Raw genomic sequence first — 25,278 nt, forward strand, 5'->3', positions numbered from 1 at the left:
GGAATAAGGGAGATTAGAACGTCGACCAGCCACTCCATTCCATTAAACGATACAGCCCATATTTCAGCGTCGATTCATCGGCATACTGGGCATAATCCACGCTCATCTGACGGCCATTTAAGTTTGACCAGGCGGTATCAAAATACTGCTGGGCATCTTGAAATACCGGTGCTTGAGCCGGGCCTAACACGCGTAAATTGGTTTCCAGATTATAATTTTTTAAATTCCGCGCGGTGAAATTGGCCGAACCTAAAATCATCTCCTGTTGCTGGGCATTGCGCTTGATCAGCATTTTGCTATGACATTGCTCGCCTTGGGTATTACACCAGCGCAGTGGAATACCAGCCTGATGTAATTCTGCTGCCACTGGCCGGTTCGGTACACCATTTTTTTCCAGACCAAACGCATCTTTATTGGCATCCAGCAGCACCCGCAATTTCACCCCACGCTCATGGGCTGCAAGCAGGCTTTTGATAATCTGGCGCTCGGACAGATAGAACATCACCAGATCAATCTGTTCATTGGCTTTAGCGCTATTGATCAGGTTTAAGGTCGCATCATAAATGGCTTTTTCAGTTAGTACCTGCACCTGAGGTTCAGTAGCAGCGGCCTGAAACTCACCGACAATCACCCCGGGAATATTGCTGCCGGACATGAGCGCCACCGACTGCTCGGTTTTCAGAATATCTACCGCGGTGTTGCCTTTGACCACCAGCGCCACATTGGAGTGATGGGAACTGGCATCATGCGGATTCATTGAGGTCACCAGAGCTTCCCAGCCGTCCGAGGTATCAACCACAATGGTTTTACGGTGATTAGCCTTAAAATTCAGCAGCTCGGAATAACTACGCAGGGTGATTTTGCCCTCACCAAACGGATTGGCCAGCCAGCCGGCATCCGGATTATTGCGGATGCCCTGACAGCAGATGTACCAGAACCCGGACCACATCGGATTGGAAGCGCGTAGCGGGGTTAAATTGGTTTCAATCACATCAATTCCGGCCTGGCGCAGTTGCCGATAATGCTCTGGCGCAAGCCCGCCATAAACCGAGTTAATCGGATCGGTAATCAGCTTGATTTCAATATCCGGCTGGGTACGGCGTTTTTGAATCAGTGCATCGGTCAATTGCTGACTGAGCGGTTGATGCTGGGCCTGTGATGCTCCGGTTTGCGGATTAAATAGAAACATATCCAGCACAATTAAGCTTTGTGCTTCATCAATCAGGCGCAGCATTTCATTAAAAATCTGATGATCATAATGCTGCTGGCCCTGTGCATCCAGATAGGTCTGATCGGCCAGAAATTTGACTTCGGCATGACGTAGTGGTCCCGCATAATTCAAACCATCCGGTAAGGGCTTATAGGTATGATACAGTGCCGAGGATAAATAGCTTAACGCCAGCAGGCCCATCATCACGCCCAGATAACGCCGTGGTGACCAGTTCAGTTTATTGTGAATTCGTTGAAAGATACGCATAAGAAAAAACCTAACCCAATCAGCTCAGGCTAGGTTTTCTTCAGGCTTTTTTCAAGAGGATTTCCGTGACATCCTCTTGATTTTGGCAATAAATTTAAGTTCTGCTTAGAAGTTATATTCTAAACCAACGGTAAAATTACGGCCCACTTGCGGAATATTGGACAGGAATGAGGTATGTGAATAAACCTGATCATCCAGCAGGTTATTGGCTTTAAAGAACACGCGGTAGTCCTGGTTATTCGCCATGGCACCTGCATACGCCAGACCGACATTGACCATGTTATAGCCTTGGGTTTCCTGTTCATAGCTGGCAATCTGGTCCTGTTTAAAGACATGATAGTACTCTGCCAGACCTGACCAGCCGTCAGCAAAATCGGCTTCTACTTTGGTACCTAAACGGCCTGCTGGTACACGCGGTGCGTTTTCACCATCAATTTTGCCACGCACATAGTCACCAAACAGGCTGACTTTATAAGCATCGTTAATGGCATAGCCTAACTGCGCTTCTGTACCGTAGAAACGGGCTTTGTCTTGTTTATAATCAACTAGACGGAATGTTCCTTCGCTGTCGGTTGTTGAGCCATAAATATAGTTATCAAACCAGTTGTGATAAACATGCACATGATAGTCGAGTTTTTCACCTTCATAATGCAGACCTAACTCAAGGTTATTTGACTTCTCAACATCCAGATCCTCATTTCCACGCTCATAGGTATTGGTGGCAAAGTGAATACCGTCCGCATACAACTCTTGTGCCAGTGGTAAACGTTGCTGATGCGAGCCAACCGCAGAAAGCTTATAGTTTGGAGCAAATTCCCAATTGGCTGCTGCTGAACCTGACACACCGGTATCCGAATAGTCTTTTTGAGTTGAATCTACATCAATTTTTTGATGTTCTACACGTGCACCCAATTCCACATGCACATCACCAAACTGCTTATGTTCTAAACCGAACAGGCTATATTTTTCGGTCTTGGTGTCTGCCATCAGCACGCCACTATGAGAATGCCCATCATGTTCTTCCGCACCACCCGCAAGATTAATTTTCTGTTGGCTATATTGGGTACCAAAGACCCCTTCCCAACCCGCGACTGGTTTATGAACCAACTCTAAACGGGCATCATAGCCTTTGCTTTTAAAATTACTGATAACTTCACTTTCTTCCAGCTCGTCATGTTCATAATCGGTATAGCTGGCATGGGCACGTAACTTGTCAAAACCGGCAAATGGCTGATCCAGTTCTGTACGGACATCATAACGGTGTGATTCCAGATCGACCCATGGACCACCATGAGCATGTTCGCCCCCATCCTCATCTGGAGCTGAAACGCCATGTCCGCCGCAATGAATTTCATTACCATGAGGATGGCAGTCATGATATTCATGACTATGCCCTGGTAAACCGTATTTGTCCTGACGGTTGCTATAAGACACCCCGACAAAACCACGGTCATGAATCCATGAGCCGCCAATATTCACAGTTTGCCCTTCTGCAAAGGTATTGTCTACACGACGGGCTTTATCAAAATGTGTTTCATGTTCTTCTTCAGCATCATGTCCATGATCATGATCTTCATGGCCAGCTTCATCATTATGATGTTCTACCCAGTAATCTGGGGCAATATAGTTATTTGCTTTACGTTTGGAGCCTTCTACACGTAAGGCAAAGTTGTCACCAATTGCTGCTGTTACCCCCGCACTGGCCAGCTTCTCATCGCTACCCGAGTTATAGCGCACGCCGACGGTGCCCTCTAAGCCATCTGCTGGGATTTGGGTTGGAATTTTCTGATCGGTTACATTGACCAAACCACCGACGGTACCAGCACCATAGAGTAAAGTCGATGGACCGCGAATCACTTCAACCTGTTTTGCCAGAATTGGATCTACCGTAACCGTATGGTCTGGAGATAAAGTCGATACATCGGCAGTTTCAGATGCGTGTTGTAAGACTCTGACACGCGGGCCATCTTGACCACGAATCACGGGACGGCTTGAACCTGTGCCGTACTGATTTGAATATACACCCAGTTCATCAGCCAGTGCATCACCAATGGTTGTTGGGCGTTCCGCCAATACTTTCTGTTCCACCACCTGATCTGCTACCGCAAAGTCTGCTGCAGTCTGAACCAAAGGATGGGCTTTTAGCTGGATGGTTTCAAGTTGCTGTGCATTGGATAGATTCGCCTCATCTGCAAAAACCACAGGGGCCACAACAGCAAAAATAGACAGTGTTATTAAATTCTTATGGAAGGACATGACTCAGGCTCAGAGTAACAAATTTGAATAATGTTATAATATAACATTCCAACTGTTTTGCAATAAAAAACATAAAATTCATCTTTGCTTGGTTAAGCTATAGGGCCTCGCGGATTTTTCCGTTTTTATTGTCTACGCCTGTATGCCCTTTACCTTATCTCATGCAGTTTTAGCACCCCCCATTGCCCAGCTGACAGGTCATCGTCTTCCCATTGCGGCCCTCGCTATTGGCTGTATGCTGCCCGATTTAAGCCGTTTATTTACCACCGATCAGGGCGGCTTGAATCATTTATGGAGTTCAATTGTTCATCCAAATTTATGGCTGGGTCTGGCTTTTTGTGCGGCGTGGTATCTGATTTATCGTCCGGTGCTGTATCGGGCGCTAGGCATACAACATGAGCTCAATCTGGACTCGTTCAAGTCGGCCCTTGGTTTTTTGCTTGCGGTAGTCCTCGGGCTATTGCTGGGCAATGCCACCCATTTAATTTGGGATGGTTTAACTCACGTCGACTTTCGCACTTTTGCCTTTCATGACCTTTTAAGCCAGCCGGTGTCCTGGTTTTCCCAGACCTATCCACTACATTTTATTTTGCAGATTGGCAGTTCGCTTCTGGCCCTGCCGTTTTTGCTGTGGATGTGCTGGCGTTATTATCAGCGCTATCGTCAGCATTGGCCAGTGAGCCGACGGGTCAAACAAGCGGCAGCGATCCTGATTGGCCTGGCCATTTTGCTAGGTGCTTATTCGGTCTGGGATTATGCCCGCTATTTCAGTGATGAACTCTGGTATAGCCATCGTTATTATTTTCTGGGCCGGGCTTTTAATGAGTTTAGTCAGGGTGCCTTAATCATTTTAACCACGGGCTGTATTTTATTCCAGATTCTGGACCGCAATCATGAGTTCGGTTAACTCGAAATAACAGGAAATTGCCGGGTTTTTCACGCTAGTTCTTGTGACAAAACCTGCAAAGAGGCATAATCCAACATTCACTTCAAGCGGTACGCTGTTTACGTATGCGCTGTCATTAACCCATATAGTTGGATTTTTTACGCTATGATGCGAACTCATTACTGCGGTTCTTTAACCGAAGCTCAAATCGACCAAACCGTAACCTTGTGTGGTTGGGTACATCGTCGCCGTGACCACGGTGGGGTGATCTTCCTGGATATGCGTGACCGTGATGGTCTGGTACAAGTGGTTATCGACCCGGATACCCCAGAAGCGTTTGCCACAGCAGATAAAGCTCGTTCTGAATTCGTATTAAAAATTACAGGCCGTGTACGCCGCCGTTATGCGGGTACTGAAAATGCCAATATGGTCAGTGGCCAGATTGAAGTATTGGGCAAAGAAATTGAAGTGCTGGCTCAATCTGAAACGCCGCCATTCCCACTGAATGATGAAAACACCAATATTTCTGAAGAAATCCGTCTGAAATACCGCTTCCTGGACATCCGTCGTCCAGAAATGTTAGAGCGCTTACGTTTCCGTTCTAAACTGACCAACCTGATTCGTAACTACTTCGAAGACAACGGTTTCCTAGACGTTGAAACCCCAATTTTGACTCGCGCAACGCCTGAAGGTGCACGTGACTACCTGGTTCCAAGTCGTGTGTCTAACGGTAGCTTCTACGCACTGCCACAATCACCACAGCTGTTCAAACAGTTATTGATGGTAGGTGGTATTGACCGTTATTACCAAATCGCCAAATGTTTCCGTGACGAAGACTTACGTGCGGACCGTCAGCCAGAATTTACCCAGATCGACGTTGAAACATCGTTCATGAGCGATGATGACATCATGGATCTGATGGAACGTTTGACCGTGAAGATGTTCAAAGAACTTCTGAACGTTGAATTCGAAAAATTCCCGCGTATGACCTATGCCGATGCGATGCGTGACTATGCATCGGACAAACCGGACCTGCGTATTCCGTTGAAACTGATTGATGTTGCAGATTTAATGCAAGACGTTGAGTTCAAGGTATTCGCTGGCCCTGCCAAAGATCCAAAAGGACGTATTGTGGCACTTCGCGTTCCGGGTGCTGGCTCACTGCCACGTAGTGCAATTGATGAATACACCAAATTCGTGGGCATCTACGGTGCTAAAGGTCTGGCGTATATCAAGGTGAACGAACTTGAAAAAGGTATCGAAGGCCTGCAATCGCCAATCGTGAAATTCATCGAGCCAATCGTGCTGGATCTCTTAAAACGCGTTGGTGCTGAAAATGGTGACATCGTCTTCTTCGGTGCAGATAAAGCCAAAGTTGTAAACGATGCGATGGGCGCGCTTCGTGTCAAGATTGGTCACGACATGAATCTTTCGACGTGCGAATGGGCTCCGCTTTGGGTAGTTGACTTCCCAATGTTCGAAGAAACTGATGATGGCAAATGGACTTCTGTGCATCACCCATTCACGCTGCCAAAATCAAGCGTTGAAGACGTGAAGAACAACCCGGGTGCTGCGCTGTCTGTCGCTTACGATATGGTATTGAACGGCACTGAAATCGGTGGTGGTTCACTGCGTATTCACAACCTGGAAATGCAAAAAGCCATCTTTGAAGCTTTAGGTATTGGTGAAGAAGAAGCTGAAGAGAAATTCAGCTTCTTACTAAATGCTTTACGTTACGGTGCGCCTCCACACGGTGGTCTAGCATTCGGTCTGGACCGTTTAGTGATGCTGATGACCGGCGGTGCGTCTATTCGTGATGTGATTGCATTCCCGAAAACCAAGACTGCTGAATGTCCATTGACTCAAGCACCAGCACCAGTTGAAGCTACTCAACTGCGTGATTTGGGTATTCGCTTACGTGAAAAACCAAAAGCGGAATCTCAAGAATAATAGCTTGTCATTCTAAAGAAGCCCTGCACTTGCGGGGCTTTTTTATTACATTGAGATCACTGCCGAGCAATGGCATAATAACTGCAGTTTTCATTCTTAGGTGATTCAGCAATGGCAATGCGTCCTGCAGTACGTAACCGTGGCATCATGCTCATTGTCTTTTCGATTGTACAATGGCTGTTCATGCGTTATATCTTGGCGAATAACCTGTTTGCGCTTGATACCAATGACCGTATTGTGTATTTCAGCCTGAGTAGTATTATCGGCGCCTTGCTGATTTTTGTCGGACTGATTTATATGGTCTTAAAAGGCAATGCAGATCGACCATAATTGCGCGGACCCTTGCTTGATTCATGTATTCCCTTCTTAAAAATTTCTCCAAACTCCCCCTGCGTTTGATTCAGGTCACTGCCCGATCTGTGGGCTGGTTGCTGTATGTGAGCAATTCTTCTGCCCGACGTGTGACCGAAATTAATTTAAAGTCTGCTTATCCAGAGTTATCTGAATCAGAACGGGAGCAACTCACGCGGCGCAGCCTGAAAAGCCAATGTATGACCTATGCAGAATCGGTCAAGATTTGGGGTTCTGCGCCGGAGTTTGCCCTTGAACAGATCAAGGTCGTGCATGGAGAAGATATTTTTTTAGACGCCCTGCAAAACCCGAATGGGACCTTGGCAGTGGTGCCGCATTTTGGCACCTGGGAATTGATGAATGCCTGGGTGAATTTACATACTGCACCGGTCATTATGTATAAACCGAGCAAAAATCCGGATGTAAACCGGTTTATGCTGGAAGCACGGCAGCGCCTTAATGCCACACTGGTACCCACCGATGAAACGGGGGTACGTGCCTTATTTAAACATTTGAAACAAGGTGGATTTGCCGCGATTTTACCAGATCATGTGCCTAAAGAGTCGGGTGGCATTTATTCACCTTTCTTTGGTCAGAATGCACTTTCCTCTACCTTGCTCTCTAAACTGGCAGCCAAGACCCAGTGTTCAGTGATTGGTTTAAGCTGTTTACGCCGTGAAGATTTAAGTGGCTTTGAGCTGCATGTGCAGACTTTATCGGCAGAAATTAATGCCAAAGACTTACAGCTTTCAGTCGATACGCTGAATAAAGAAATGGAACGCATGATTCATGTCGCTCCTGAGCAGTATTTATGGAGTTATAAGCGCTTTCGCAATTTAGAAGGCACACCCTCTAATCTTTACAAATAACATAAAACACCCATCTTCTGCTTTGGTCGATTATGATGAAAAATGCATCTCGCCCCTATCGAATTCTGTGTATCGTTGACCACTTAAAAGGTGGTGGTGCAGAAAAGATTCTTCTTGATACAGCTATTCATTTAACCAAACAAGGTCATCAAGTCACAATTGTTCCATTAAATCCAAACGATATAAAGATGGATATTCCTGATGCCTTGACCCTGATTTGCCCAGACTTTGACGCATCCCTTTATACAGGCAAATTATTAAGAAAGCGCACCTTACCGGATGCTGATGTCGAAAAAATAAAAATAATCATTGCTGCGCAAAAACCTGATCTTATTCTTCTTTCTCATGCATTTGCATTTTGTCTTTCCCATGTCATTCACGGCAATGTTTGGCTATGGATACATGGTGAAATTTTTAAACCTTACAGACAACCCACCGCAAATTTGTTTCGATGGTATAAAGAATATCGACGCTACTATTTGGAGAAAAAATATTTTATTCGGCTATTTGATGGCAAAAAGATCATCACCGTCAATCAAGACTTGGAAAAAGACTATCAACGACTGTTACCTAATGCACAATTGACAACGATTTATAATGGCATTGATATCACACAGATTGATCAACATAAATTAGCCGCCCCTCAAAAACATTGGGACTGTGTATTTGTCGGACGTTTAAGTCATGAAAAACAGCCAGATCATGCCATCCGGGCATTTGCCCAATCTAAGACAGCAAAAAATATGCTGATTATTGGCGATGGAGAGTTAAAAACAGATTTACAGGCGTTATGCAAACAACTAGAGATTGAAGATCGTGTTGAGTTTTTGGGTTGGGTCAATCACCCATATGCATATATCCAACAAAGCCGCTTGCTGATTTCCAGTTCACAAAGTGAAGGCTACGGTCTTGTTATTTCAGAAGCACTGTATTTGGATGTACCCGTAGTGGCTTATTACGTCAGTGATGCAATTGATCATCAATTAAGTATTGCAAATTTAAAAGATAATCTCGTTCAGCCACAAAATATAGATGCATTAGCTGAAAAAATAGATCAGAATCTCGCCCAATACCCCGCTTTAAATTTTGATAAAACATTGCTTAGTAATGAAAATATGGTCGGGAAATTCTTAAGTCTGATTCAGGATGATCACTGTTCACATGTTTAACTTAACCATCATCATTCCTATTTATAATGTTGAGCAGTATATCCTTGATTGTATTCAAAGTGTCATTGCTCAATTAACCGATGACATTGAAGTGATTTGTGTTGATGATGGTTCAACGGATCATTCGATCGATGTCCTCAGCACATACCTGAAGCAACAGCCACAAACACACATCAAAAATATTAAAATTCTCCAGCAGCAAAATGCTGGGGTGGCTGCTGCTAGAAATTTAGGTATTAGACATGCGCAAGGCAAGTATCTCACGTTTTTGGATTCAGATGATGTGCTGTTGCCGGCTTATGCACAAGAAATTCAGCGAGCGATTGCAAGTGATGCCGATGTCATCAGTTTTGGCTATCAAAGTCTCTCTGAAGATCTCACGCCAATCTCACATCCATTTATTCCTCAGCAGGTCCTTGATCAAACGCAGCAGCATCAGCAGACACTGATTGATATTTTTAATGTAAACCGTTGGTTTTCAGGCATTCACCTCTATAAAGCCTCACTTTTTCAAGGCATCGAATTTCCTAAACTCAGTCATTATGAAGATGCAGCCACGATTCCAGATGTCATCATGCAAGCCCGCTCTTTCTATACAATCCAAGCCGCTTTATATGGCTACCGTATACGTGCCAGCAGTGCCACCAATTGCAAAAATGCGTCCAATATTGATCGATCACTGCAATGCCTTGAGCAACTCATCCCAACCTTGATTGAAAAGACCAAAGCACAGGTAATTTTCATCATTCCATTAATGCATTTCTTTTATATTTATATATATCAAAGCACTAAATTTAAAAATAAACAGTGCGCAAAACACAATTGGAGCAAATTTGCAGGTGCTATCCAACAATTACCCCAAGCTAGTGATTTGATTCAAAATGAACACAACCGGATGTTATATCACTGTTTAGCTTTCGGCCTGTATGGTTTTTACCTATCCAAATTCATGAGTCGTCTGGTACGCTCCATTAAAAAACGCTTAGGACGACCGTATCAGCGATAATTGAGCTTAAACAATCAAATCTAAATATTGACGCACGGCAGTATCGGGTAAAAAACGTTGATCAAGCTGGATTTGACGTTGTTCTGTTTGTTGTAAAGTGGTCACCATTTTATCTGCTAAGGCAGCAACATCACCGACTGCAACTAAATCCTCTGCAGCTAAAATTTCACTCGGCCCTGATGGACAATCTGTGCTGATCACAGGTGTCCCCAAAGCCAACGCTTCCAAAATAACAAGCCCCAATCCTTCAAAATCGGATGAAAGCACCATCAATTTGGCATGCTTCATATAAGGATAAGGGTTCTTTTTAAAGCCGGTAAATATCACACGATCTTCAATGTGCAGTTCTTTGACTAATTGCTGACAGTTCGGCAAAAGCTCCCCTGTCCCCACAAGCACTAATTTTTCTTTTACATTTGCCTGTGCATAAGCACGAATCAAAATATCCTGACGCTTTTGTGGCTTAAACTTGCCCACGTTCACAATATAATCACCTTGCAGCTCAGGATGATATTCATCTGCTGTTGCAAGCACCTGGGCTACATCAATTGGATTATAAATGGTGGTAATGTTTTCTGTCTGAAACAGCGCTTTAAAATCATCCGTCACACCTTGACTCACCCCAACACAAGGCTTGGCTAAATAAACCTTTTTGAGCTGTTTCATCATTTTATTATCTAAACGACCAGCATATTCCTGACTAGTTGTATTATGAATAACTAGATGTACATTTGGCAGCTTACTTTTGCACAAAACAAAATCTACAGGGAATAAATTTGAGAGAACCAGATCAGGAGTACCAATCTCGTTTAGAATAAATTTATCAAATGCTTTAGCTGCAATATTTGCCCGCATAAATTTAGGAATAGCACGGAATTTTTGGTAATTAAAAAAGTGTGTTTTTACACCTTCAGGAATCGGCAAATCAATAATATCTTTAAAATAAATAATATGAGCTTCATACCCCGCATCATTAATGCCTTTGGCAAGGGTTAATGCAAAGCGCTCAGCTCCATTCCCTTGCAGAGTAAAAATTGCAAGAATTACTTTCTTTTTCATTGGCAATTAAACCTGTTTGAATTTGTTTTTATCTAAAGCAATAAAACGCTTTTGCGCTTTAAACATCACTTGCACATAACGACAAGCCATCGCCCACTGCCCTGCAAGACGTCTAGTCTTAAATTTTCTTTTTTCCGCAGCAGATGCATACACAGGTTTATGATGTTCAGAACGCCCAATCACCGACTCAAACTGTTCCTCAGGCACTAAACCATAAGCCGCTAGCTGATCTTCTTGAATCACTGCAGCTGGCTCAGCTTGTAAACTATTTAAACCATAATGACTAAAAATAAATCCATCTGCGATGGCGGGTGCAGATGTTTCAAGCTTATCTAATAATTTTTGAGCACCGGAGGGATACAAAATATAGCCTGCTGCACCTGTCCGATCCTGATACAACTCGAACAGGTTGGTCTGACTATTTGCAAAAGAATAGACTGGCGTTTTAGAAATAATTTTCTTCCGGCTTCTGACTTCAAAATTAATCAGATCAATATCTTTAAAATTATGATGTTCAATGTCTTCAAGTAGCTGAGGTACATGACTAGCTAAGACTGCATCATCTTCTAAAATCAGCGCTGGCGCATTGGTTTGAACTACGATTTCCCATGCTTTCTGATGACTCAAAAAACAGGCCACTTCAACTTTACGGAGTGGTCGTTGCCAACCAAAACCTAATCGTTGATAGACCTCTTCACTAATCTCATCAACCGATACTGCATCTAAACGCTGAAAAGAAAGTCCGAGCCGAGCAAATTGTTTCTGCTGAAAGGCCAAGCGTTCAGTTGAACGCACCAAATTGATAATCAGTACTTGCATCTGTTACCACCAGCGTGTTTTTTCACGCGTATGTCGTTGCTTAAAACGTGAATACACATTGTTATTTTCATCACGTTGTAAACGGTCAAAAATCTCAATCACAATTTGCCCAAGTGGATGAATTTCACAGACCTTTTCCAAACGCCAACGCATATTTCGCAAGGTATCATCGGTACCTACTGCAAATGCGGAGGTCCCATCAAACAAGGCATAACGCTGATGCTGCAAATGCTGCTGATGTTTTGGATTCTCCGTTATGGATTGATCACACAAAAAGCGCTCTGTTTCTTGCAACTTGAGTGTGTTAATTAAAACCACAGCATTCATTAACGTTGCCTTTAAACAGGCATCTTCATCAAAATCAATAAAAGTATCGCAGGCAGAAATCAACCAGCGAATATTCAAGGAGCGCAATAGGAAATCTCGTTCAGCCAGCCATAAAGCCTTAAATTTTGCATAATTATTTTGGCTATCGACTTCACGGCGAATCAGCACAATCAAACTGGCATGATAGTGATTCAGTTGAGGCTGTCCGACAAATTCCTGTTTCAATTGCTCGATATGCTCATTTAAATCTTTTGCTGAGCCATGTGTATACGTTAACTCAGTGCCTTCAATTCTTGTCGTCTTTAGTTTATCCAGATCTACATCATTGAATTGTGCATATACCTTATCTGCACCAAAACGGCGCTGATGGCGACTGAATGAAAACCATTGTTCAAATTTACTTTTCTTTCTTACAGGCATTTATCTACAACCCGAAATTGACTACTGCCAAGCCTCTTTAATCCACTGCGAAGGCAGCACATAACGATACCATTTACCACCACCACCATTGATCGCATCAGGTGGATTAATTTCCCCATGGAAAATAATAATTTTGGCACCTTCCGGTTTCACTGGCGGCTTAAAATAGGCCATCGGAATCTTTTGCAGACAATGATATTTATAGCTTTTACACCAGCTCTCTGGCCAGTAGCTTAATTTTTTCTCCTGATCGACATACCAGGACAAATACGCCTGTTCATTACGGAATTTCTGACGGATCTCATCAAAATGCTCACGAAAATACGGCAATAATCCCGGGAAAGCCCCCAGTTTAAAACGATAAACCGAACTGTTGCCGGTAATTCGCCATGGACGTTTCCAGTCATGAATAATCAGAAAATCACCCGGATGGGTAAAAAATGCATCGATATTGTCAACAATGACCACATCTAAATCCAGAAATAGCGCATTGCCTGTCAAGCCATATAAATCTGGCTCAAACGTCGACAGCTTGTTCCAGCCACGCTCAGGCGCCCCTTCTGGCAAAGCCAGCGGCGGGATCGGGAAACATTCCACTTCCGGATTAATGCCTTCAGTACGGTCAGTCAGGCAGACCATTTTAAAGTCGACTGTGGTATGGCGTTTGACCATATTGTACAAACGGTTAACGTATTCCGAACCGTATTTGGTTCCCCATTTCATGCACAGAACAACATTCTGTTCCTGCATTAAAGAAGATTGAGAGTTCATCTCTGTTTCATGTAAAGCCATGCCGCATGATCCACCTGAGCAATGGCGCCATCATATCACAGAGTTACAAATTAGCAGAATGGCTGCAAAGAAAAGCCACTGCAAAATAACTGTCAGAAAAGCGTCATCGAACTTGCACATTCAAGATGCAGATTAGAACTCATCGCAGAACAACAATAGATTATGAAAATTAGTATTGTCGGTACCGGCTATGTTGGCCTTTCCAATGCCATGATTTTTGCGCAGCAGCATGAAGTGATGGCGCTCGATATTATTCCTGAAAAAGTCGAACTGCTGAATTATGGCATTTCTCCCCTGCAAGACCCTGAAATTAGCGAATTCCTGAAAAATAAAGACCTGAATTTTAAAGCCACCCTGCATCAGGCCGATGCCTATCAGGATGCCGATTATGTGATTATCGCCACGCCTACCGATTACGACCCGCAGACCAATTATTTTAATACTGACAGTGTTGAAAGTGTGATAAAGGATGTACTGTCGATTAATCCCTGCACCACCATGATCATCAAATCAACCGTTCCGGTCGGATTTACTGAAAAAATCAAACAGAAATATCGTAGTGGGAATATTATTTTTTCACCGGAGTTTTTACGCGAAGGCAAAGCCCTGCACGACAACCTGTATCCCTCACGGATTATTGTCGGAGAGCAGTCGGAGCGTGCCCGACTGTTTGCCGATATGCTACTCGAAGGTGCCATCAAAAAAGACTGCCCGGTGCTCTTTACCGGTTCCACCGAAGCCGAAGCCATCAAACTATTTGCCAACACCTATCTGGCTATGCGCGTGGCCTATTTCAATGAGCTGGACACCTATGCGCAGCTATTTCAGCTGGATACCCGACAGATTATTGACGGCGTCTGTCTGGATCAGCGGATTGGCAAATATTATAACAATCCGTCCTTTGGTTACGGCGGCTACTGCTTACCCAAGGACACCAAGCAGCTGCTGGCCAACTATCACAATGTACCGAGCAATTTAATTCAGGCCATTGTCGATGCCAATGCCACCCGTAAAGATTTTATTGCCCAGTCCATCCTGCAACGCAACCCGAAAGTGGTCGGTATTTACCGTCTGGTCATGAAAAGTGGTTCAGACAACTTTAGGGCATCGGCCATTCAGGGCGTGATGAAACGCATTAAAGGCCGCGGCGTGGAAGTGGTGATTTACGAGCCGACCTTGCAGGAAAATGAATTCTTTCACTCCAAAGTTATGCAGGATCTGGATGAATTTAAACAATATAGCGATGTGATTGTTGCCAATCGCCAGTCCGATGAGCTGGCAGATGTGCTGGAAAAAGTCTATAGCCGCGATATTTTTGGTATGGATGATTAAGAGTATTTCCCAGCCCATAAAAAAGGACTCATCTGAGCCCTTTTTTATCTGTTTAACTTATTTTACGTAAGTTAACCAGTGTGCATATTTCGGGTCTTTGCCCTGCACTGCGTCAAAGTAGGCTTTCTGGATTTGCGTGGTGATTGGACCACGAACACCTTCACCAATCTGACGGTCATCGTATTCACGAATCGGGGTGACCTCTGCAGCCGTACCCGTAAAGAAGGCTTCATCGGCAATATAGAATTCGTCACGTGTAATACGGCGCTCAACCACGTCATAACCCAAGTCTTTAGCAATGGTAATAATCGATTGACGGGTAATCCCATCCAGCGCACCACCAGCGATATCCGGGGTATGAATCACGCCATCTTTAACCAGGAATACGTTTTCGCCTGAACCTTGACACACATAACCTTGTGGATCCAGCAGCATCGCTTCGTCATAACCTGAATGCGCCACCTCCTGATGGGCCAGAATCGACAGCGTATAGTTACCAGACGCTTTGGCTTTACACATGGTCACGTTTGGATGATGGTGGGTAAATGATGAGGTTTTTACGCGAATACCCTTCGCCATTGCCTCTTCACCCAAGTAAGCACCCCAGCTCCACGCTGCAACCACGGCATGAATAGTGTTGTCTGTTGCCGCAATACCGAGTTTTTCAGAACCAATAAAGATGATTGGACGTAAATAGCAAGATGCCAGTTTATTTTCACGCACCACATCAATTTGTGCTTGCTCTAAAGTTGCCTGATCAAACGGCACTTTCATTTGATAAATTTTTGCAGAATTTAACAAACGCTTTGTGTGCTCTTTTAGACGGAAAATAGCCGTTCCATTCGGGGTTTCATAGGCACGGACACCTTCAAACACACCCATGCTGTAATGCAGGGTATGGGTCAACACGTGAGTTTTGGCCTCACGCCAGTCAACCAGTTGTCCATCTTGCCAAATAAAACCATCACGATCAGCCAAATTCATGCCATAAACTCCAATTTTTCACAATTATTCACTCTCCAGCGCAAATGCTGCAGCTGGATCAATCAGTCTTTGCCATAACTTGCAAACGGTCATTCGGGTATCGTGCCAGTCGCTTGCAGACACTTGCATGGATTGATTTGCAAGGGCTAAGCGGTGGCTCTCTGCGCGTTCACGGAGATAAGCTTGAATCAGAGCAGTCGCATCGTTGCTGGATAAGCAACCTGTCTTTGCGGCATCCTCAAGGATTCGTACATTGTCGGAGTAATGGGCGAGATCTTTATTCGTCCCACTCCACGCTAACACCGCATACTGTGCCATAAATTCGATATCAACGATACCACCTGCATCCTGTTTTAAATGAAAAATTCCATCTTTTTTTTGCTCATTTGATGAACCGAGATGGTCTTTCATCTTCTGGCGCATTTTCAGCACTTCGGCACGCACATGCGCCTGTTCACGCGGCTGGGTCAAAATCCGGCAGCGTAGCTGCTCAAACTTGTCCCGAAGGCAGCGTTCACCGGCAATACTGCGCGCGCGCACCAATGCCTGATGCTCCCACAGCCAGGCACTTTTTAGCTGATAATGCTCAAATGCTTTCAGGCTGGTGACCAGTAATCCCGCTTCCCCAGACGGACGTAACCGGGTATCGACTTCATAAACGCGGCCATCTAAAGTTTGGGTGGTCATCAATGACACAAACTTTTGCCCCACCCGCATCGCAAACTCAAAACCGCTGATGGGTTTAAGCCCGTCGGTATCGGCCTGTTCATCCATATAATGAATAAAGACCAGATCCAGATCTGAGCCATAACCGAGTTCAATCCCGCCTACCTTGCCATAACCAATCACGGTAAAAGCCATATGATCTAGCGTACAGCGCTGACCTTCAGCATCCAGCGGGAAACCATGTTTTTTCGCGGTAATCTGATAAGCCAGATGCAAGGCTGCATTGACCGATACTTCAGCAATATCGGTGAGCGCATCGGAAACTTTCATCAGCGGACTTTCGGCCAGCACATCACTGGCTGCCACTGCCAGTACATTGGATTTTTTAAACAGGCGCAGTACCCGCATCTGGTCTTCGACCTGATCGACCTCAATCCGCAGCAATTGCTGACGCAAGGAATCTTCCAGATCCTGACGTTTCGGCAATTCAAAATCCATCGACAGAAATTCATCCAGCAGCACCGGATAATGGGTCAGCTCTTCACAAATCCATGGACTGACGGTGGCCATTTTTACCAGACGTTGCAATGCGCCTTTGCTTTCAATCAGCATCACCAGATACACGGTACGGCGCATTACCGATTCCACCAACGGCATCAACCGTACCAGCGCAACTTGCGGCATATCTGACTGCAACACTGCTTCGACCAGATGCGGCCAGAAGGTTTTCAGACGCTGTACCGCTTTGGCCGGTAATTTTTTCAGCGCATGTCCATACCAGAATTCATGCACCAGATTTTTGGCCTGATCATCCAGCACTTCATTCAGGCGCTGTTCCAGCTGGCTAAAACTTTCGACCAGCGGATCAGGTTCTTTTTCTTTAATTAAATGCTCAAACTGGTAGATGACCTTGGCGCGTTTTTCATCCAGAAAAGCCATAAAATCTGGCCAGCTCGCAAAGCCTAAAGTGCTGATCAAACGCTGACGCAATTCTGGCTCGGTCGGTAAGGACTGGGTTTGCTGGTCATTCAGCGCCTGAATCGCATGTTCAACCCGGCGCAGAAATAAATAGGCATCTTCCAGTTCGGCCACAGCTTTGCTGTCCAGCAATTCAGCTTCATCCAGATGATTCAGGCTGACCAGACATTGCCGGTCTTGTAGCTCCAGCTTGGACCCGCCATAAATCAGCTGGAACACCTGCACAATAAATTCGACTTCACGAATCCCACCAGCACCGAGTTTAATATCATCTTCCAGATGACGGCGCTGTACTTCGCGCTCAATCATGGCCTTCATTTCACGCATGGCTTCAAAGGCAGTGTAATCGACATATTTGCGGAACACGAACGGCCGGGTCATCTCCAGCAGTTCATCCCCTTCTTTGCCTCCGGTGACAATGCGTGCCTTGATCCAGGCATAGCGTTCCCATTCACGGCCGTGCTGGCTTAAATATTTTTCCAGCGCCACATGGCTAATCGCTAGGGCCGAACCATCGCCCCAGGGACGCAAACGCATATCAACCCGGAACACAAAGCCATCGGCGGTGATATGGTCGAGCAGATAAATCAGTTTCTGTCCCCATAAAATACAGAACTGCTGCACATCAATACATTTACGACCGTTGGTTTCGCCCTGCTCATCGAAGGCAAAAATCAGGTCAATATCGCTGGATAAATTCAGTTCCTGCGCGCCATGTTTACCCATGGCAATTACGATCAGGTCCTGCACCTTGCCGTTATAGCCTACCGGCTCGCCATGCTTGGCCACCAAGGGAGCCCGGGCAAATTCTTTGGCTGCTGTTACACAGACATCGGCGAAATCGGACAGTTCACGGGTCAGGGTGACCACATCGGTTAACTGGTTGGCATCTTGCCAGATCCAGCGAAACATCAGCCGGGCACGTAAAATCCGCAGACTACGCATCCACTCGGTTTCATCCTGAATATCCTGCAAGGTCGTTTGCACGGTGTGCTTAATCTGCTGGGTGCTTAAAGGGGTTAAAAACCGGTCAACTGCATAATCTTGTTCTAAGAGGGGTTGGTGCTTGGCCAATACCTGTTCTGCATATTGGCTGGCACCTAAGGTTTTGCGCAATTGTTCCGTATTCATTCACACACCCAAAGCTGACTGTTTTTTCTAGTTATATCAGGAGTCTGGCTATAGAGGAAAAGAAAATTGCGTTTTCTACATTTTTACTTTTTCGAACTGTATATCTTCCGGCATTAAAGCCTGATGCGCGCTGGTGGCCTGCGGCAAGGTCACAATAAAGGTGGTTCCTTCGCCTTCATTGGATTCCACCACAATTTCGCCTTTGTTCAGGTCGACAAAACGTTTACACAATACTAAGCCCAGACCAGTACCTTTTTCACCGGCTGTACCTTTGCTACTGGCTGTAACCGCTGCCTGGAACAGCTGTTCCATTTGCGACTGGCTCATGCCCAGACCAGTATCCTGAATATAGATGTGCACGCCATCGTCTGCCTGTTCGGCGCGTAAAGTTACCTTGCCGGTACCATCTGTCGGGGTGAATTTCAGCGCATTCGACACCAGGTTCTGGATAACCGAAGTAATCATATTAATGTCGGCATAGACTTTAATATCATCATCAATCTGGTTAATCAGCTGAATATTCTTTTTCACCGCCAGACTGTTCAGCACATCGCAGACAATTTTCGACGACTGTTGCAGCTTAAAGTTAATTGGATGATAGATAAAGCGGCCGCCTTCTGCCATGGCCCAGTTCAACAGGCTTTCCAGCAGGTTATAGGTCGATTGCGCAGTATCATATAAATAGTCGGCAATATTCTGCACACTGGAATCATCTAGCGTTTCGCGTTCTTGTGCCAGAACTTCGGAAAAACCGAGCAAGCCATGAAACGGCGCTCTTAAGTCATGCGCAATAATCTGGAAAAATTTGGTTTTACTGAAATTCAGTGCGGCCTGCTGCTCATACATTTCTTTTAGCTCGGCATGGTCGGCTTTTAACTCCAGATAATTCACCAAATTGGTGGCCAGATCACTGAGAATTTCAATCGCCTGCAGCGAAAAAGGCTGCTCGTTCTGGTCGAAAAACAGGATCTGTCCAATAGAGCGACCATCGGACATTTTCAGATCAAAGGCCATAAAGCGTTTTGCTTCTACACCTAAAGAGCTAATACGCTCAACCAGTTGTATATAGTGAGGATGCTCGGTATGAATGCAGTCCTGACCATCAAACAGTTCGACAATCTGGATATGATCGGGTGCAATAAAGGCTTTAAAACAGTCCTGATGGGCATACCATAAATAGGGTTCGCCCTCGAAGACCAGTGCGGAACGCTCTACCCCTAAAATTTTACGGGCAGATGATAAAAAACGCTCAATCTGATTGGTGGCAGTAAATACCCCCAATAACAGAGACAACCTGCATGCACTCAGCTGTTCAGTTTCTGAACCTATTTCAAGCAACTGCAACTTCATATCTGCCTCATCCGAGATTCATTCTTATAGAATATTTAGGCCATTTTTAAAGCCGATTGCTCAGCCCGGTTAACAAACTTTAACAGAGAATATAACACCAAACCCAAAAGAATAAACCAAACTCCTTCATTAATTTGTAACCTGAAAAAATTTTAAAAAAAGGTATATTTTCATTACATTTATTAAATAAATTCACTACTTTTTGTTTATCTCTTTTTAAACAGCAAGCTACTTTAACTGATTTTGGTTAAAAATAAATTGGCACATTTTTATACACTATTTTCAGTGTTATGATAGGTATGATTTCTGTAAATTCATCGGATTTTTAAGGGAATTTCCTGGTTAATTTTCACCGGATAATGGGTTTACCCCGTTACTTTAGTTTTACATCTTCTGTTCATGTTTTTGGACGATAATATATCCGCCTGATCAGTGAATCGTCATCACATGATCAATCTGTCTTATTGGTATTGAAAAAATCAGGTTAATCATTCAAATCTAATACGCAGATGTGCTGGATGGAATGATCGAGTTTGAAGGAAAAAAGGCGGCTCTTTGAGTGTTTTTCTTCCCCAAACAGGCAAGTGTGGATTCAAATCAGGCACAAATATCACGAATTAAAATGCATCATTTTTCAGCGAAATGTCGTTATCACGGATATTACGTTGACTGAAAAGGCTTGAGGGTCGATACTCTCAAGGTTTTACTTAAGCAAACCGGTTCGCAGGGGCTGATTCATCACTTTCACCCCCTCAAAACTCAATCAACGCAAGGGGCTATATATGGCTGGTGGAAAGTCAACCATCATTTACACACTGACTGACGAGGCGCCATTACTGGCGACTTATTCGCTGCTGCCGATTATTGAGACCTTTACTAAGCCGGCCGGCGTAGAGATCGTTAAAAGTGACATCTCCGTGGCCGCACGCGTGCTCGCAGAATTTTCTGACTACCTCACCGACGAGCAAAAGGTCACTGACAACCTCGCAGAGCTAGGTCGTCTTACACAAGATCCAGATACGAACATCATCAAACTTCCAAACATCAGTGCTTCTGTTGCTCAGTTGACTGCATGTATCAAAGAACTTCAGTCTAAAGGCTATGCGGTTCCTGATTACCCTGAAAACCCGACCACTGAGGAAGAAAAGGCAATCAAGACCCGTTATGGCAAATGCCTGGGCTCTGCAGTAAACCCGGTATTACGTGAAGGTAACTCTGACCGTCGCGCACCAACTGCAGTAAAGAACTACGCGAAGAAAAACCCGCACTCAATGAGCGAGTGGAAACAGTGGTCACAAACTCACGTTTCTCACATGGACGAAGGCGACTTCTACCATGGCGAAAAGTCCATGACTTTAGACCGCGCGCGTAACGTGAAAATGGAACTGATCACCAAGTCAGGTGAAACCATTGTTCTGAAGCCAAAAGTTGCGCTGCAAGACGGTGAAATCATCGACTCGATGTTCATGAGCAAAAAAGCGCTTTGCGACTTCTATGAAAAAGAATTGGATGACTGTAAAGAAGCTGGCATCCTGTTCTCTTTACACGTAAAAGCAACCATGATGAAAGTTTCACACCCGATCGTATTCGGTCACTGTGTGAAAATTTACTACAAAGATGCTTTCGAAAAACATGGCAAACTGTTCGACGAGTTAGGCATTAATGTCAATAACGGTATGGCCGGTCTTTACGAGAAGATCGAAACTTTGCCTACTTCTTTACGTGAAGAAATCATCGAAGACCTGCACGCGTGTCAAGAACACCGTCCTGCACTGGCGATGGTAGATTCTGCAAAAGGTATCACCAACTTCCACTCTCCGAATGACGTAATTGTTGACGCATCTATGCCAGCAATGATTCGTTCTGGCGGTAAAATGTGGGGTGCTGACGGCAAGCCTTACGACTGTAAAGCAGTAATGCCAGAATCGACTTTCGCACGTATTTACCAGGAAATGATCAACTTCTGTAAATGGAATGGTAACTTCGACCCACGTACCATGGGTACTGTGCCTAACGTTGGTCTGATGGCGCAAAAAGCGGAAGAATACGGTTCACACGACAAGACTTTCGAAATTCCTGAAGCGGGTGTTGCCAACATCACGGATCTGGAAACAGGTGAAGTGTTGATGTCTCAAAACGTGGAAGAAGGCGACATCTGGCGTATGTGTCAGGTTAAAGATGCCCCAATCCGCGACTGGGTGAAACTGGCTGTTACACGTGCACGTAACTCTGGTATGCCAGCCATCTTCTGGTTAGACCCGTACCGTCCACACGAAAACGAACTGATCAAGAAAGTACAGAAATACCTGAAAGATCACGATACAGACGGTTTAGACATCCAGATCATGTCACAAGTCCGTGCAATGCGTTATACGCTTGAGCGCGTTGCTCGTGGCCTGGATACCATTTCTGTAACCGGTAACATCTTACGTGACTACCTGACTGACCTGTTCCCGATTATGGAACTGGGTACATCTGCGAAGATGCTGTCAATCGTGCCGTTAATGGCTGGTGGCGGTATGTACGAAACAGGTGCCGGTGGTTCTGCGCCGAAACACGTACAACAGCTGGTTGAAGAAAACCACTTACGTTGGGATTCTTTAGGTGAGTTCCTGGCACTGGCGGTATCTCTAGAAGAGCTTGGCATTAAAGAAGACAACGCGAAAGCGAAACTTCTGGCGAAGACTTTAGATGCTGCAACAGGCAAGCTGCTGGACAACGACAAGTCTCCATCACGTCGTACTGGCGAGCTGGACAACCGTGGCAGCCACTTCTACCTGGCAAAATTCTGGGCAGAAGAACTTGCTGCACAAGACGAAGATGCTGAACTGAAAGCGAAATTTGCTCCACTTGCACAAGCTTTAGCTGCAAATGAAGAGAAAATCGTGGCTGAACTTGCAGAAGTCCAAGGCAAATCAGTAGATATCGGCGGTTACTACGCGGTAGATCAAGCGAAAGTAAATGCCGTGATGCGTCCAAGCGAAACCTTGAATGCAACGCTGGCTTCATTACAAGCTTAAATTGAATTTGACTGACCTTTGTTAGTCAGCTCATAAAAAACCGGTGCTAAGGCGCCGGTTTTTTATTTGATTAAAGTAATTTATTAAAATCTATATCATAACCAAGCGATTTAATCTCTCTTGCCAACTGAAGCTCCCAACCATTATCGGACATATACACCATTCCGCTGATATCCCCCGGCAGTTCAATATTATGATCTACAACTAATGGAATAACTTTTCCTCGCCCTAACTTCCCAATTAAAAGACCATGTTCAAATACCACATTTTGACGTGCGCGAGATTTTAAACTAGCTTGGTTAGTGACTGCTTCACCAACATCATCTGGAGTATACAAAACGATTCCAAAGCCGACGTCAGTAAACTTTTCCAATTTTTCAATAATAGTTTTTCCACCATTAGCTTGTTCATGCAGTATAATCGCTTCAAATCCTATTTTTTCCAAAAAACGCGCTGTCTCAAGTTTTCTTGCATTATCGTGCCCATGAACAATAAATGCTTTTTTCAATAGTTCATTAGGTTTTTTATTCGGTTTATTAGGTTTTATTTTATTAGATTCAAGTAATATGATTTCATCATTATTAATATCCATAATCAAAGAATCTATAAAAGAAATTGCCGGCTTATATTCATCCTCCATAAATTGCTTCATTGGGTTATGATAACCCACCATAACCATAGGATGAAGTTTTGAACGTAGTTTGGCAGTATAAGCAGGAAAATGCCCTTCTAAAAATTTTTGCATCGCTCTTTCCCACGCATTAAATCTCTCCCCGCCATACTCCCGACCTTTTTCTGCATACGCGCTATATACTTCTTCATCAAGCCGAGCCCTAAGAGTATTTAACTCACCAATCAATTGTTCTTTATTCATCTCCCCTCCTAAATATTTAGTATCACTTAATAATAAATTTCGAAATCATTAGACTTCTTGCGTTAGTCAAATTTAAAGCAGTCAAAAGCTATATTTTATAAGGTATTAGCCAATTCAAAGATTAGATAAAACTATACTTTCGCAAGAGCTCTATTGTTATTTGATATAATAATCGATAAAACTCTATAATAATTTTTTTATTAGGCAATAAAAAACCCCAAGTCTGAATATGCTTGGGGTTCTTTAGAATCTGTGGTCCCGAGGGTCGGACTCGAACCGACACGTCATCTCTGACAGCGGATTTTGAGTCCGCCGCGTCTACCAATTTCACCACCTCGGGAAGGTGTTGATGCGTATAATAAACTGTTTCACCCGCTTGTCAACGCTCGTCCCCCATATTTGTTTAAAAATAAATCAACCCGATTTTTTTTGTCTTATAATTAGGCAATTTCAGCGATAAAACCGAAAAACGCATATACTACGCCCAATCCTGTTATTGTTTTGCGCATTTATTTAACCATGCAACTTTCTGATTTTAATTTCGATCTCCCTGATGAACTGATTGCCCGTTACCCGCTGGAACAGCGCAGCGCCTCGCGTCTGCTGCATGTCAATGCCGAAGGTCAGTATCAAGACCATCAATTTACCGATCTTGTCGATTTACTTGAAGCTGGCGATGTGCTGGTCTTAAATGACACCAAAGTCATGAAAGCCCGCCTGAAAGGTAAACGTGCTACCGGCGGCGCTGTGGAAGTGCTGGTTGAACGCATGCAAGATCAGTTTATTGCGCATTGTCATATTAAAGCCAGCAATTCACCAAAAGCCGGTGCTGAACTCTTCATTGGTCCAGATGAAGTAAAAGTCACGGTACAAGGCCGGCATGAGAACCTGTTTATTGTCGAGTTTTCCCAGCCTATTCTAGAAGTACTGGATCGCTACGGTGCCCTACCTATTCCACCCTACTTTAACCGTGAAGCAGAAGCGATTGATACCGAGCGCTATCAAACCGTATTTAATGATCCGACCAAACTGGCCAGTGTCGCTGCCCCGACTGCCAGCCTGCATTTTGATGCCGAACTGCTGGCCAAGCTTGAAGCCAAAGGTATTCAAAAAACCTTTGTAACCTTGCACGTCGGTGCCGGAACCTTCCTGCCGGTACGCACCACTGATATTGAAAACCATATCATGCACAGCGAATGGTGTGATGTACCAGCCGCCGCTGTGGAGATGATCCAGCAGGCCAAAGCACGTGGCAATAAAGTCATTTCAGTTGGTACCACAGCCACCCGTGCGGTCGAAAGTGCAGCACAGGCACACGGTGGCACACTGGCCGCCTGGACCGGTGATACCCAGATTTTCATTTATCCGGGCTATAAATTTAAAGTGGTAGACCGTCTAATCACCAACTTCCACCTGCCTGAATCAACCCTGCTGATGCTGGTGTCAGCCCTGTCGAGTCGTGAAAATATCATGCGTGCCTATCAACATGCGGTGGCTCAGCGTTACCGCTTTTTCAGTTATGGCGATGCCATGCTGATTGATCAGGCCCACAGCTAGAGCAC

19 protein-coding genes and 1 tRNA gene are annotated in these 25,278 nt (G+C 44.6%); 9 read left to right on the forward strand and 11 right to left on the reverse strand.

Annotation, left to right across the window (positions count from 1 at the left end; translation table 11 throughout):
- Nucleotides 1-13: 13 nt before the first annotated feature.
- Together FTU67_RS04140 and znuD are read right to left on the reverse strand one after the other, a co-directional pair.
- Nucleotides 14-1,477, reverse strand: a complete 1,464-nt coding sequence (locus FTU67_RS04140; RefSeq protein WP_168383308.1) for a phospholipase D family protein — start codon at nt 1,475-1,477, stop codon at nt 14-16.
- 105 nt (nt 1,478-1,582) lie between these two features.
- Nucleotides 1,583-3,733 carry a zinc piracy TonB-dependent receptor ZnuD gene (gene znuD, locus FTU67_RS04145; RefSeq protein WP_177156002.1) on the reverse strand — a complete coding sequence of 717 codons (2,151 nt, stop codon included), beginning with the start codon at nt 3,731-3,733 and terminating at the stop codon, nt 1,583-1,585.
- A gap of 142 nt (nt 3,734-3,875) precedes the next feature.
- On the opposite strand from znuD, the gene FTU67_RS04150 reads away from it, so the two are divergent.
- The 6 genes from FTU67_RS04150 to FTU67_RS04175 all read left to right on the forward strand — a co-directional run bounded on the left by FTU67_RS04150 (nt 3,876) and on the right by FTU67_RS04175 (nt 9,964).
- The gene (locus FTU67_RS04150; protein WP_168396185.1) at nt 3,876-4,640 is read left to right on the forward strand and encodes a DUF4184 family protein; all 765 of its coding nucleotides are present in this window, start codon (nt 3,876-3,878) and stop codon (nt 4,638-4,640) included.
- A gap of 144 nt (nt 4,641-4,784) precedes the next feature.
- Nucleotides 4,785-6,569 (forward strand): aspartate--tRNA ligase, encoded by a 1,785-nt coding sequence (gene aspS / locus FTU67_RS04155; protein WP_160240999.1) that lies wholly within the window; start codon nt 4,785-4,787, stop codon nt 6,567-6,569.
- 111 nt (nt 6,570-6,680) lie between these two features.
- Nucleotides 6,681-6,899, forward strand: coding sequence for a hypothetical protein (locus FTU67_RS04160; RefSeq protein ID WP_005180031.1), 219 nt, complete (start codon nt 6,681-6,683; stop codon nt 6,897-6,899).
- A gap of 23 nt (nt 6,900-6,922) precedes the next feature.
- Nucleotides 6,923-7,789 (forward strand): lysophospholipid acyltransferase family protein, encoded by an 867-nt coding sequence (locus FTU67_RS04165; protein WP_104500530.1) that lies wholly within the window; start codon nt 6,923-6,925, stop codon nt 7,787-7,789.
- A gap of 35 nt (nt 7,790-7,824) precedes the next feature.
- Nucleotides 7,825-8,958: a glycosyltransferase gene (locus FTU67_RS04170; protein WP_168396407.1), complete on the forward strand. Its 1,134-nt coding sequence runs from the start codon at nt 7,825-7,827 to the stop codon at nt 8,956-8,958.
- Nucleotides 8,951-9,964 carry a glycosyltransferase family 2 protein gene (locus tag FTU67_RS04175; RefSeq protein WP_158650884.1) on the forward strand — a complete coding sequence of 338 codons (1,014 nt, stop codon included), beginning with the start codon at nt 8,951-8,953 and terminating at the stop codon, nt 9,962-9,964. Before FTU67_RS04170 ends, FTU67_RS04175 begins: the two co-directional genes overlap by 8 nt.
- Nucleotides 9,965-9,970: 6 nt before the next feature.
- Here the strand turns inward: FTU67_RS04175 and FTU67_RS04180 are convergent, their stop codons facing one another.
- Genes FTU67_RS04180 through FTU67_RS04195 form a run of 4 tightly spaced genes read right to left on the reverse strand, consistent with a single transcriptional unit; the run spans nt 9,971 to nt 13,381 of the window.
- The gene (locus FTU67_RS04180) at nt 9,971-11,023 is read right to left on the reverse strand and encodes a glycosyltransferase (RefSeq protein WP_163145446.1); all 1,053 of its coding nucleotides are present in this window, start codon (nt 11,021-11,023) and stop codon (nt 9,971-9,973) included.
- Between the two features lie 6 nt (nt 11,024-11,029).
- Nucleotides 11,030-11,842: a glycosyltransferase family 25 protein gene (locus FTU67_RS04185; RefSeq protein ID WP_180055153.1), complete on the reverse strand. Its 813-nt coding sequence runs from the start codon at nt 11,840-11,842 to the stop codon at nt 11,030-11,032.
- Between the two features lie 3 nt (nt 11,843-11,845).
- Nucleotides 11,846-12,589 (reverse strand): hypothetical protein, encoded by a 744-nt coding sequence (locus FTU67_RS04190; protein WP_104470822.1) that lies wholly within the window; start codon nt 12,587-12,589, stop codon nt 11,846-11,848.
- A 21-nt stretch (nt 12,590-12,610) separates the two neighbouring features.
- The gene (locus FTU67_RS04195; protein ID WP_228289052.1) at nt 12,611-13,381 is read right to left on the reverse strand and encodes a glycosyltransferase; all 771 of its coding nucleotides are present in this window, start codon (nt 13,379-13,381) and stop codon (nt 12,611-12,613) included.
- A gap of 162 nt (nt 13,382-13,543) precedes the next feature.
- Here FTU67_RS04195 and FTU67_RS04200 point away from each other — a divergent pair, with 162 nt between their 5' ends.
- Nucleotides 13,544-14,713 carry a nucleotide sugar dehydrogenase gene (locus FTU67_RS04200; protein ID WP_180061444.1) on the forward strand — a complete coding sequence of 390 codons (1,170 nt, stop codon included), beginning with the start codon at nt 13,544-13,546 and terminating at the stop codon, nt 14,711-14,713.
- A gap of 57 nt (nt 14,714-14,770) precedes the next feature.
- Here FTU67_RS04200 and FTU67_RS04205 read toward each other — a convergent pair whose 3' ends face one another.
- The 3 genes from FTU67_RS04205 to FTU67_RS04215 form a co-directional block, all read right to left on the reverse strand.
- Complete coding sequence (locus FTU67_RS04205) at nt 14,771-15,697, reverse strand: branched-chain amino acid transaminase (RefSeq protein WP_005180046.1); 927 nt, start codon at nt 15,695-15,697, stop codon at nt 14,771-14,773.
- A gap of 24 nt (nt 15,698-15,721) precedes the next feature.
- The gene (gene glnE, locus FTU67_RS04210; RefSeq protein ID WP_180061445.1) at nt 15,722-18,472 is read right to left on the reverse strand and encodes a bifunctional [glutamate--ammonia ligase]-adenylyl-L-tyrosine phosphorylase/[glutamate--ammonia-ligase] adenylyltransferase; all 2,751 of its coding nucleotides are present in this window, start codon (nt 18,470-18,472) and stop codon (nt 15,722-15,724) included.
- A gap of 75 nt (nt 18,473-18,547) precedes the next feature.
- Complete coding sequence (locus FTU67_RS04215; protein WP_180061446.1) at nt 18,548-19,822, reverse strand: GAF domain-containing sensor histidine kinase; 1,275 nt, start codon at nt 19,820-19,822, stop codon at nt 18,548-18,550.
- A gap of 782 nt (nt 19,823-20,604) precedes the next feature.
- On the opposite strand from FTU67_RS04215, the gene FTU67_RS04220 reads away from it, so the two are divergent.
- Nucleotides 20,605-22,842 (forward strand): NADP-dependent isocitrate dehydrogenase, encoded by a 2,238-nt coding sequence (locus FTU67_RS04220; RefSeq protein WP_005180056.1) that lies wholly within the window; start codon nt 20,605-20,607, stop codon nt 22,840-22,842.
- Between the two features lie 70 nt (nt 22,843-22,912).
- Here the strand turns inward: FTU67_RS04220 and FTU67_RS04225 are convergent, their stop codons facing one another.
- Both FTU67_RS04225 and FTU67_RS04230 read right to left on the reverse strand, forming a co-directional pair.
- Nucleotides 22,913-23,716 (reverse strand): TIR domain-containing protein, encoded by an 804-nt coding sequence (locus FTU67_RS04225; protein ID WP_180061447.1) that lies wholly within the window; start codon nt 23,714-23,716, stop codon nt 22,913-22,915.
- A 253-nt stretch (nt 23,717-23,969) separates the two neighbouring features.
- Nucleotides 23,970-24,056 (reverse strand) — tRNA-Leu (locus FTU67_RS04230).
- Nucleotides 24,057-24,235: 179 nt separating this feature from the next.
- Here FTU67_RS04230 and queA point away from each other — a divergent pair.
- Nucleotides 24,236-25,273: a tRNA preQ1(34) S-adenosylmethionine ribosyltransferase-isomerase QueA gene (gene queA / locus FTU67_RS04235; protein WP_168382661.1), complete on the forward strand. Its 1,038-nt coding sequence runs from the start codon at nt 24,236-24,238 to the stop codon at nt 25,271-25,273.
- Nucleotides 25,274-25,278 lie beyond the last annotated feature (5 nt).

Origin of the sequence: Acinetobacter sp. YH12132, from assembly GCF_013418645.1 — a bacterium.
Taxonomy (GTDB): domain Bacteria; phylum Pseudomonadota; class Gammaproteobacteria; order Pseudomonadales; family Moraxellaceae; genus Acinetobacter; species Acinetobacter indicus.

Coding starts and splice junctions, on each gene's coding strand:
- FTU67_RS04140 (WP_168383308.1), bottom strand. CDS start 1,477: ATGCGTATCTTTCAACGAATTCACAATAAACTGAACTGGTCACCACGG.
- znuD (WP_177156002.1), bottom strand. CDS start 3,733: ATGTCCTTCCATAAGAATTTAATAACACTGTCTATTTTTGCTGTTGTG.
- FTU67_RS04150 (WP_168396185.1), top strand. CDS start 3,876: ATGCCCTTTACCTTATCTCATGCAGTTTTAGCACCCCCCATTGCCCAG.
- aspS (WP_160240999.1), top strand. CDS start 4,785: ATGATGCGAACTCATTACTGCGGTTCTTTAACCGAAGCTCAAATCGAC.
- FTU67_RS04160 (WP_005180031.1), top strand. CDS start 6,681: ATGGCAATGCGTCCTGCAGTACGTAACCGTGGCATCATGCTCATTGTC.
- FTU67_RS04165 (WP_104500530.1), top strand. CDS start 6,923: ATGTATTCCCTTCTTAAAAATTTCTCCAAACTCCCCCTGCGTTTGATT.
- FTU67_RS04170 (WP_168396407.1), top strand. CDS start 7,825: ATGAAAAATGCATCTCGCCCCTATCGAATTCTGTGTATCGTTGACCAC.
- FTU67_RS04175 (WP_158650884.1), top strand. CDS start 8,951: ATGTTTAACTTAACCATCATCATTCCTATTTATAATGTTGAGCAGTAT.
- FTU67_RS04180 (WP_163145446.1), bottom strand. CDS start 11,023: ATGAAAAAGAAAGTAATTCTTGCAATTTTTACTCTGCAAGGGAATGGA.
- FTU67_RS04185 (WP_180055153.1), bottom strand. CDS start 11,842: ATGCAAGTACTGATTATCAATTTGGTGCGTTCAACTGAACGCTTGGCC.
- FTU67_RS04190 (WP_104470822.1), bottom strand. CDS start 12,589: ATGCCTGTAAGAAAGAAAAGTAAATTTGAACAATGGTTTTCATTCAGT.
- FTU67_RS04195 (WP_228289052.1), bottom strand. CDS start 13,381: ATGGCTTTACATGAAACAGAGATGAACTCTCAATCTTCTTTAATGCAG.
- FTU67_RS04200 (WP_180061444.1), top strand. CDS start 13,544: ATGAAAATTAGTATTGTCGGTACCGGCTATGTTGGCCTTTCCAATGCC.
- FTU67_RS04205 (WP_005180046.1), bottom strand. CDS start 15,697: ATGAATTTGGCTGATCGTGATGGTTTTATTTGGCAAGATGGACAACTG.
- glnE (WP_180061445.1), bottom strand. CDS start 18,472: ATGAATACGGAACAATTGCGCAAAACCTTAGGTGCCAGCCAATATGCA.
- FTU67_RS04215 (WP_180061446.1), bottom strand. CDS start 19,822: ATGAAGTTGCAGTTGCTTGAAATAGGTTCAGAAACTGAACAGCTGAGT.
- FTU67_RS04220 (WP_005180056.1), top strand. CDS start 20,605: ATGGCTGGTGGAAAGTCAACCATCATTTACACACTGACTGACGAGGCG.
- FTU67_RS04225 (WP_180061447.1), bottom strand. CDS start 23,716: ATGAATAAAGAACAATTGATTGGTGAGTTAAATACTCTTAGGGCTCGG.
- queA (WP_168382661.1), top strand. CDS start 24,236: ATGCAACTTTCTGATTTTAATTTCGATCTCCCTGATGAACTGATTGCC.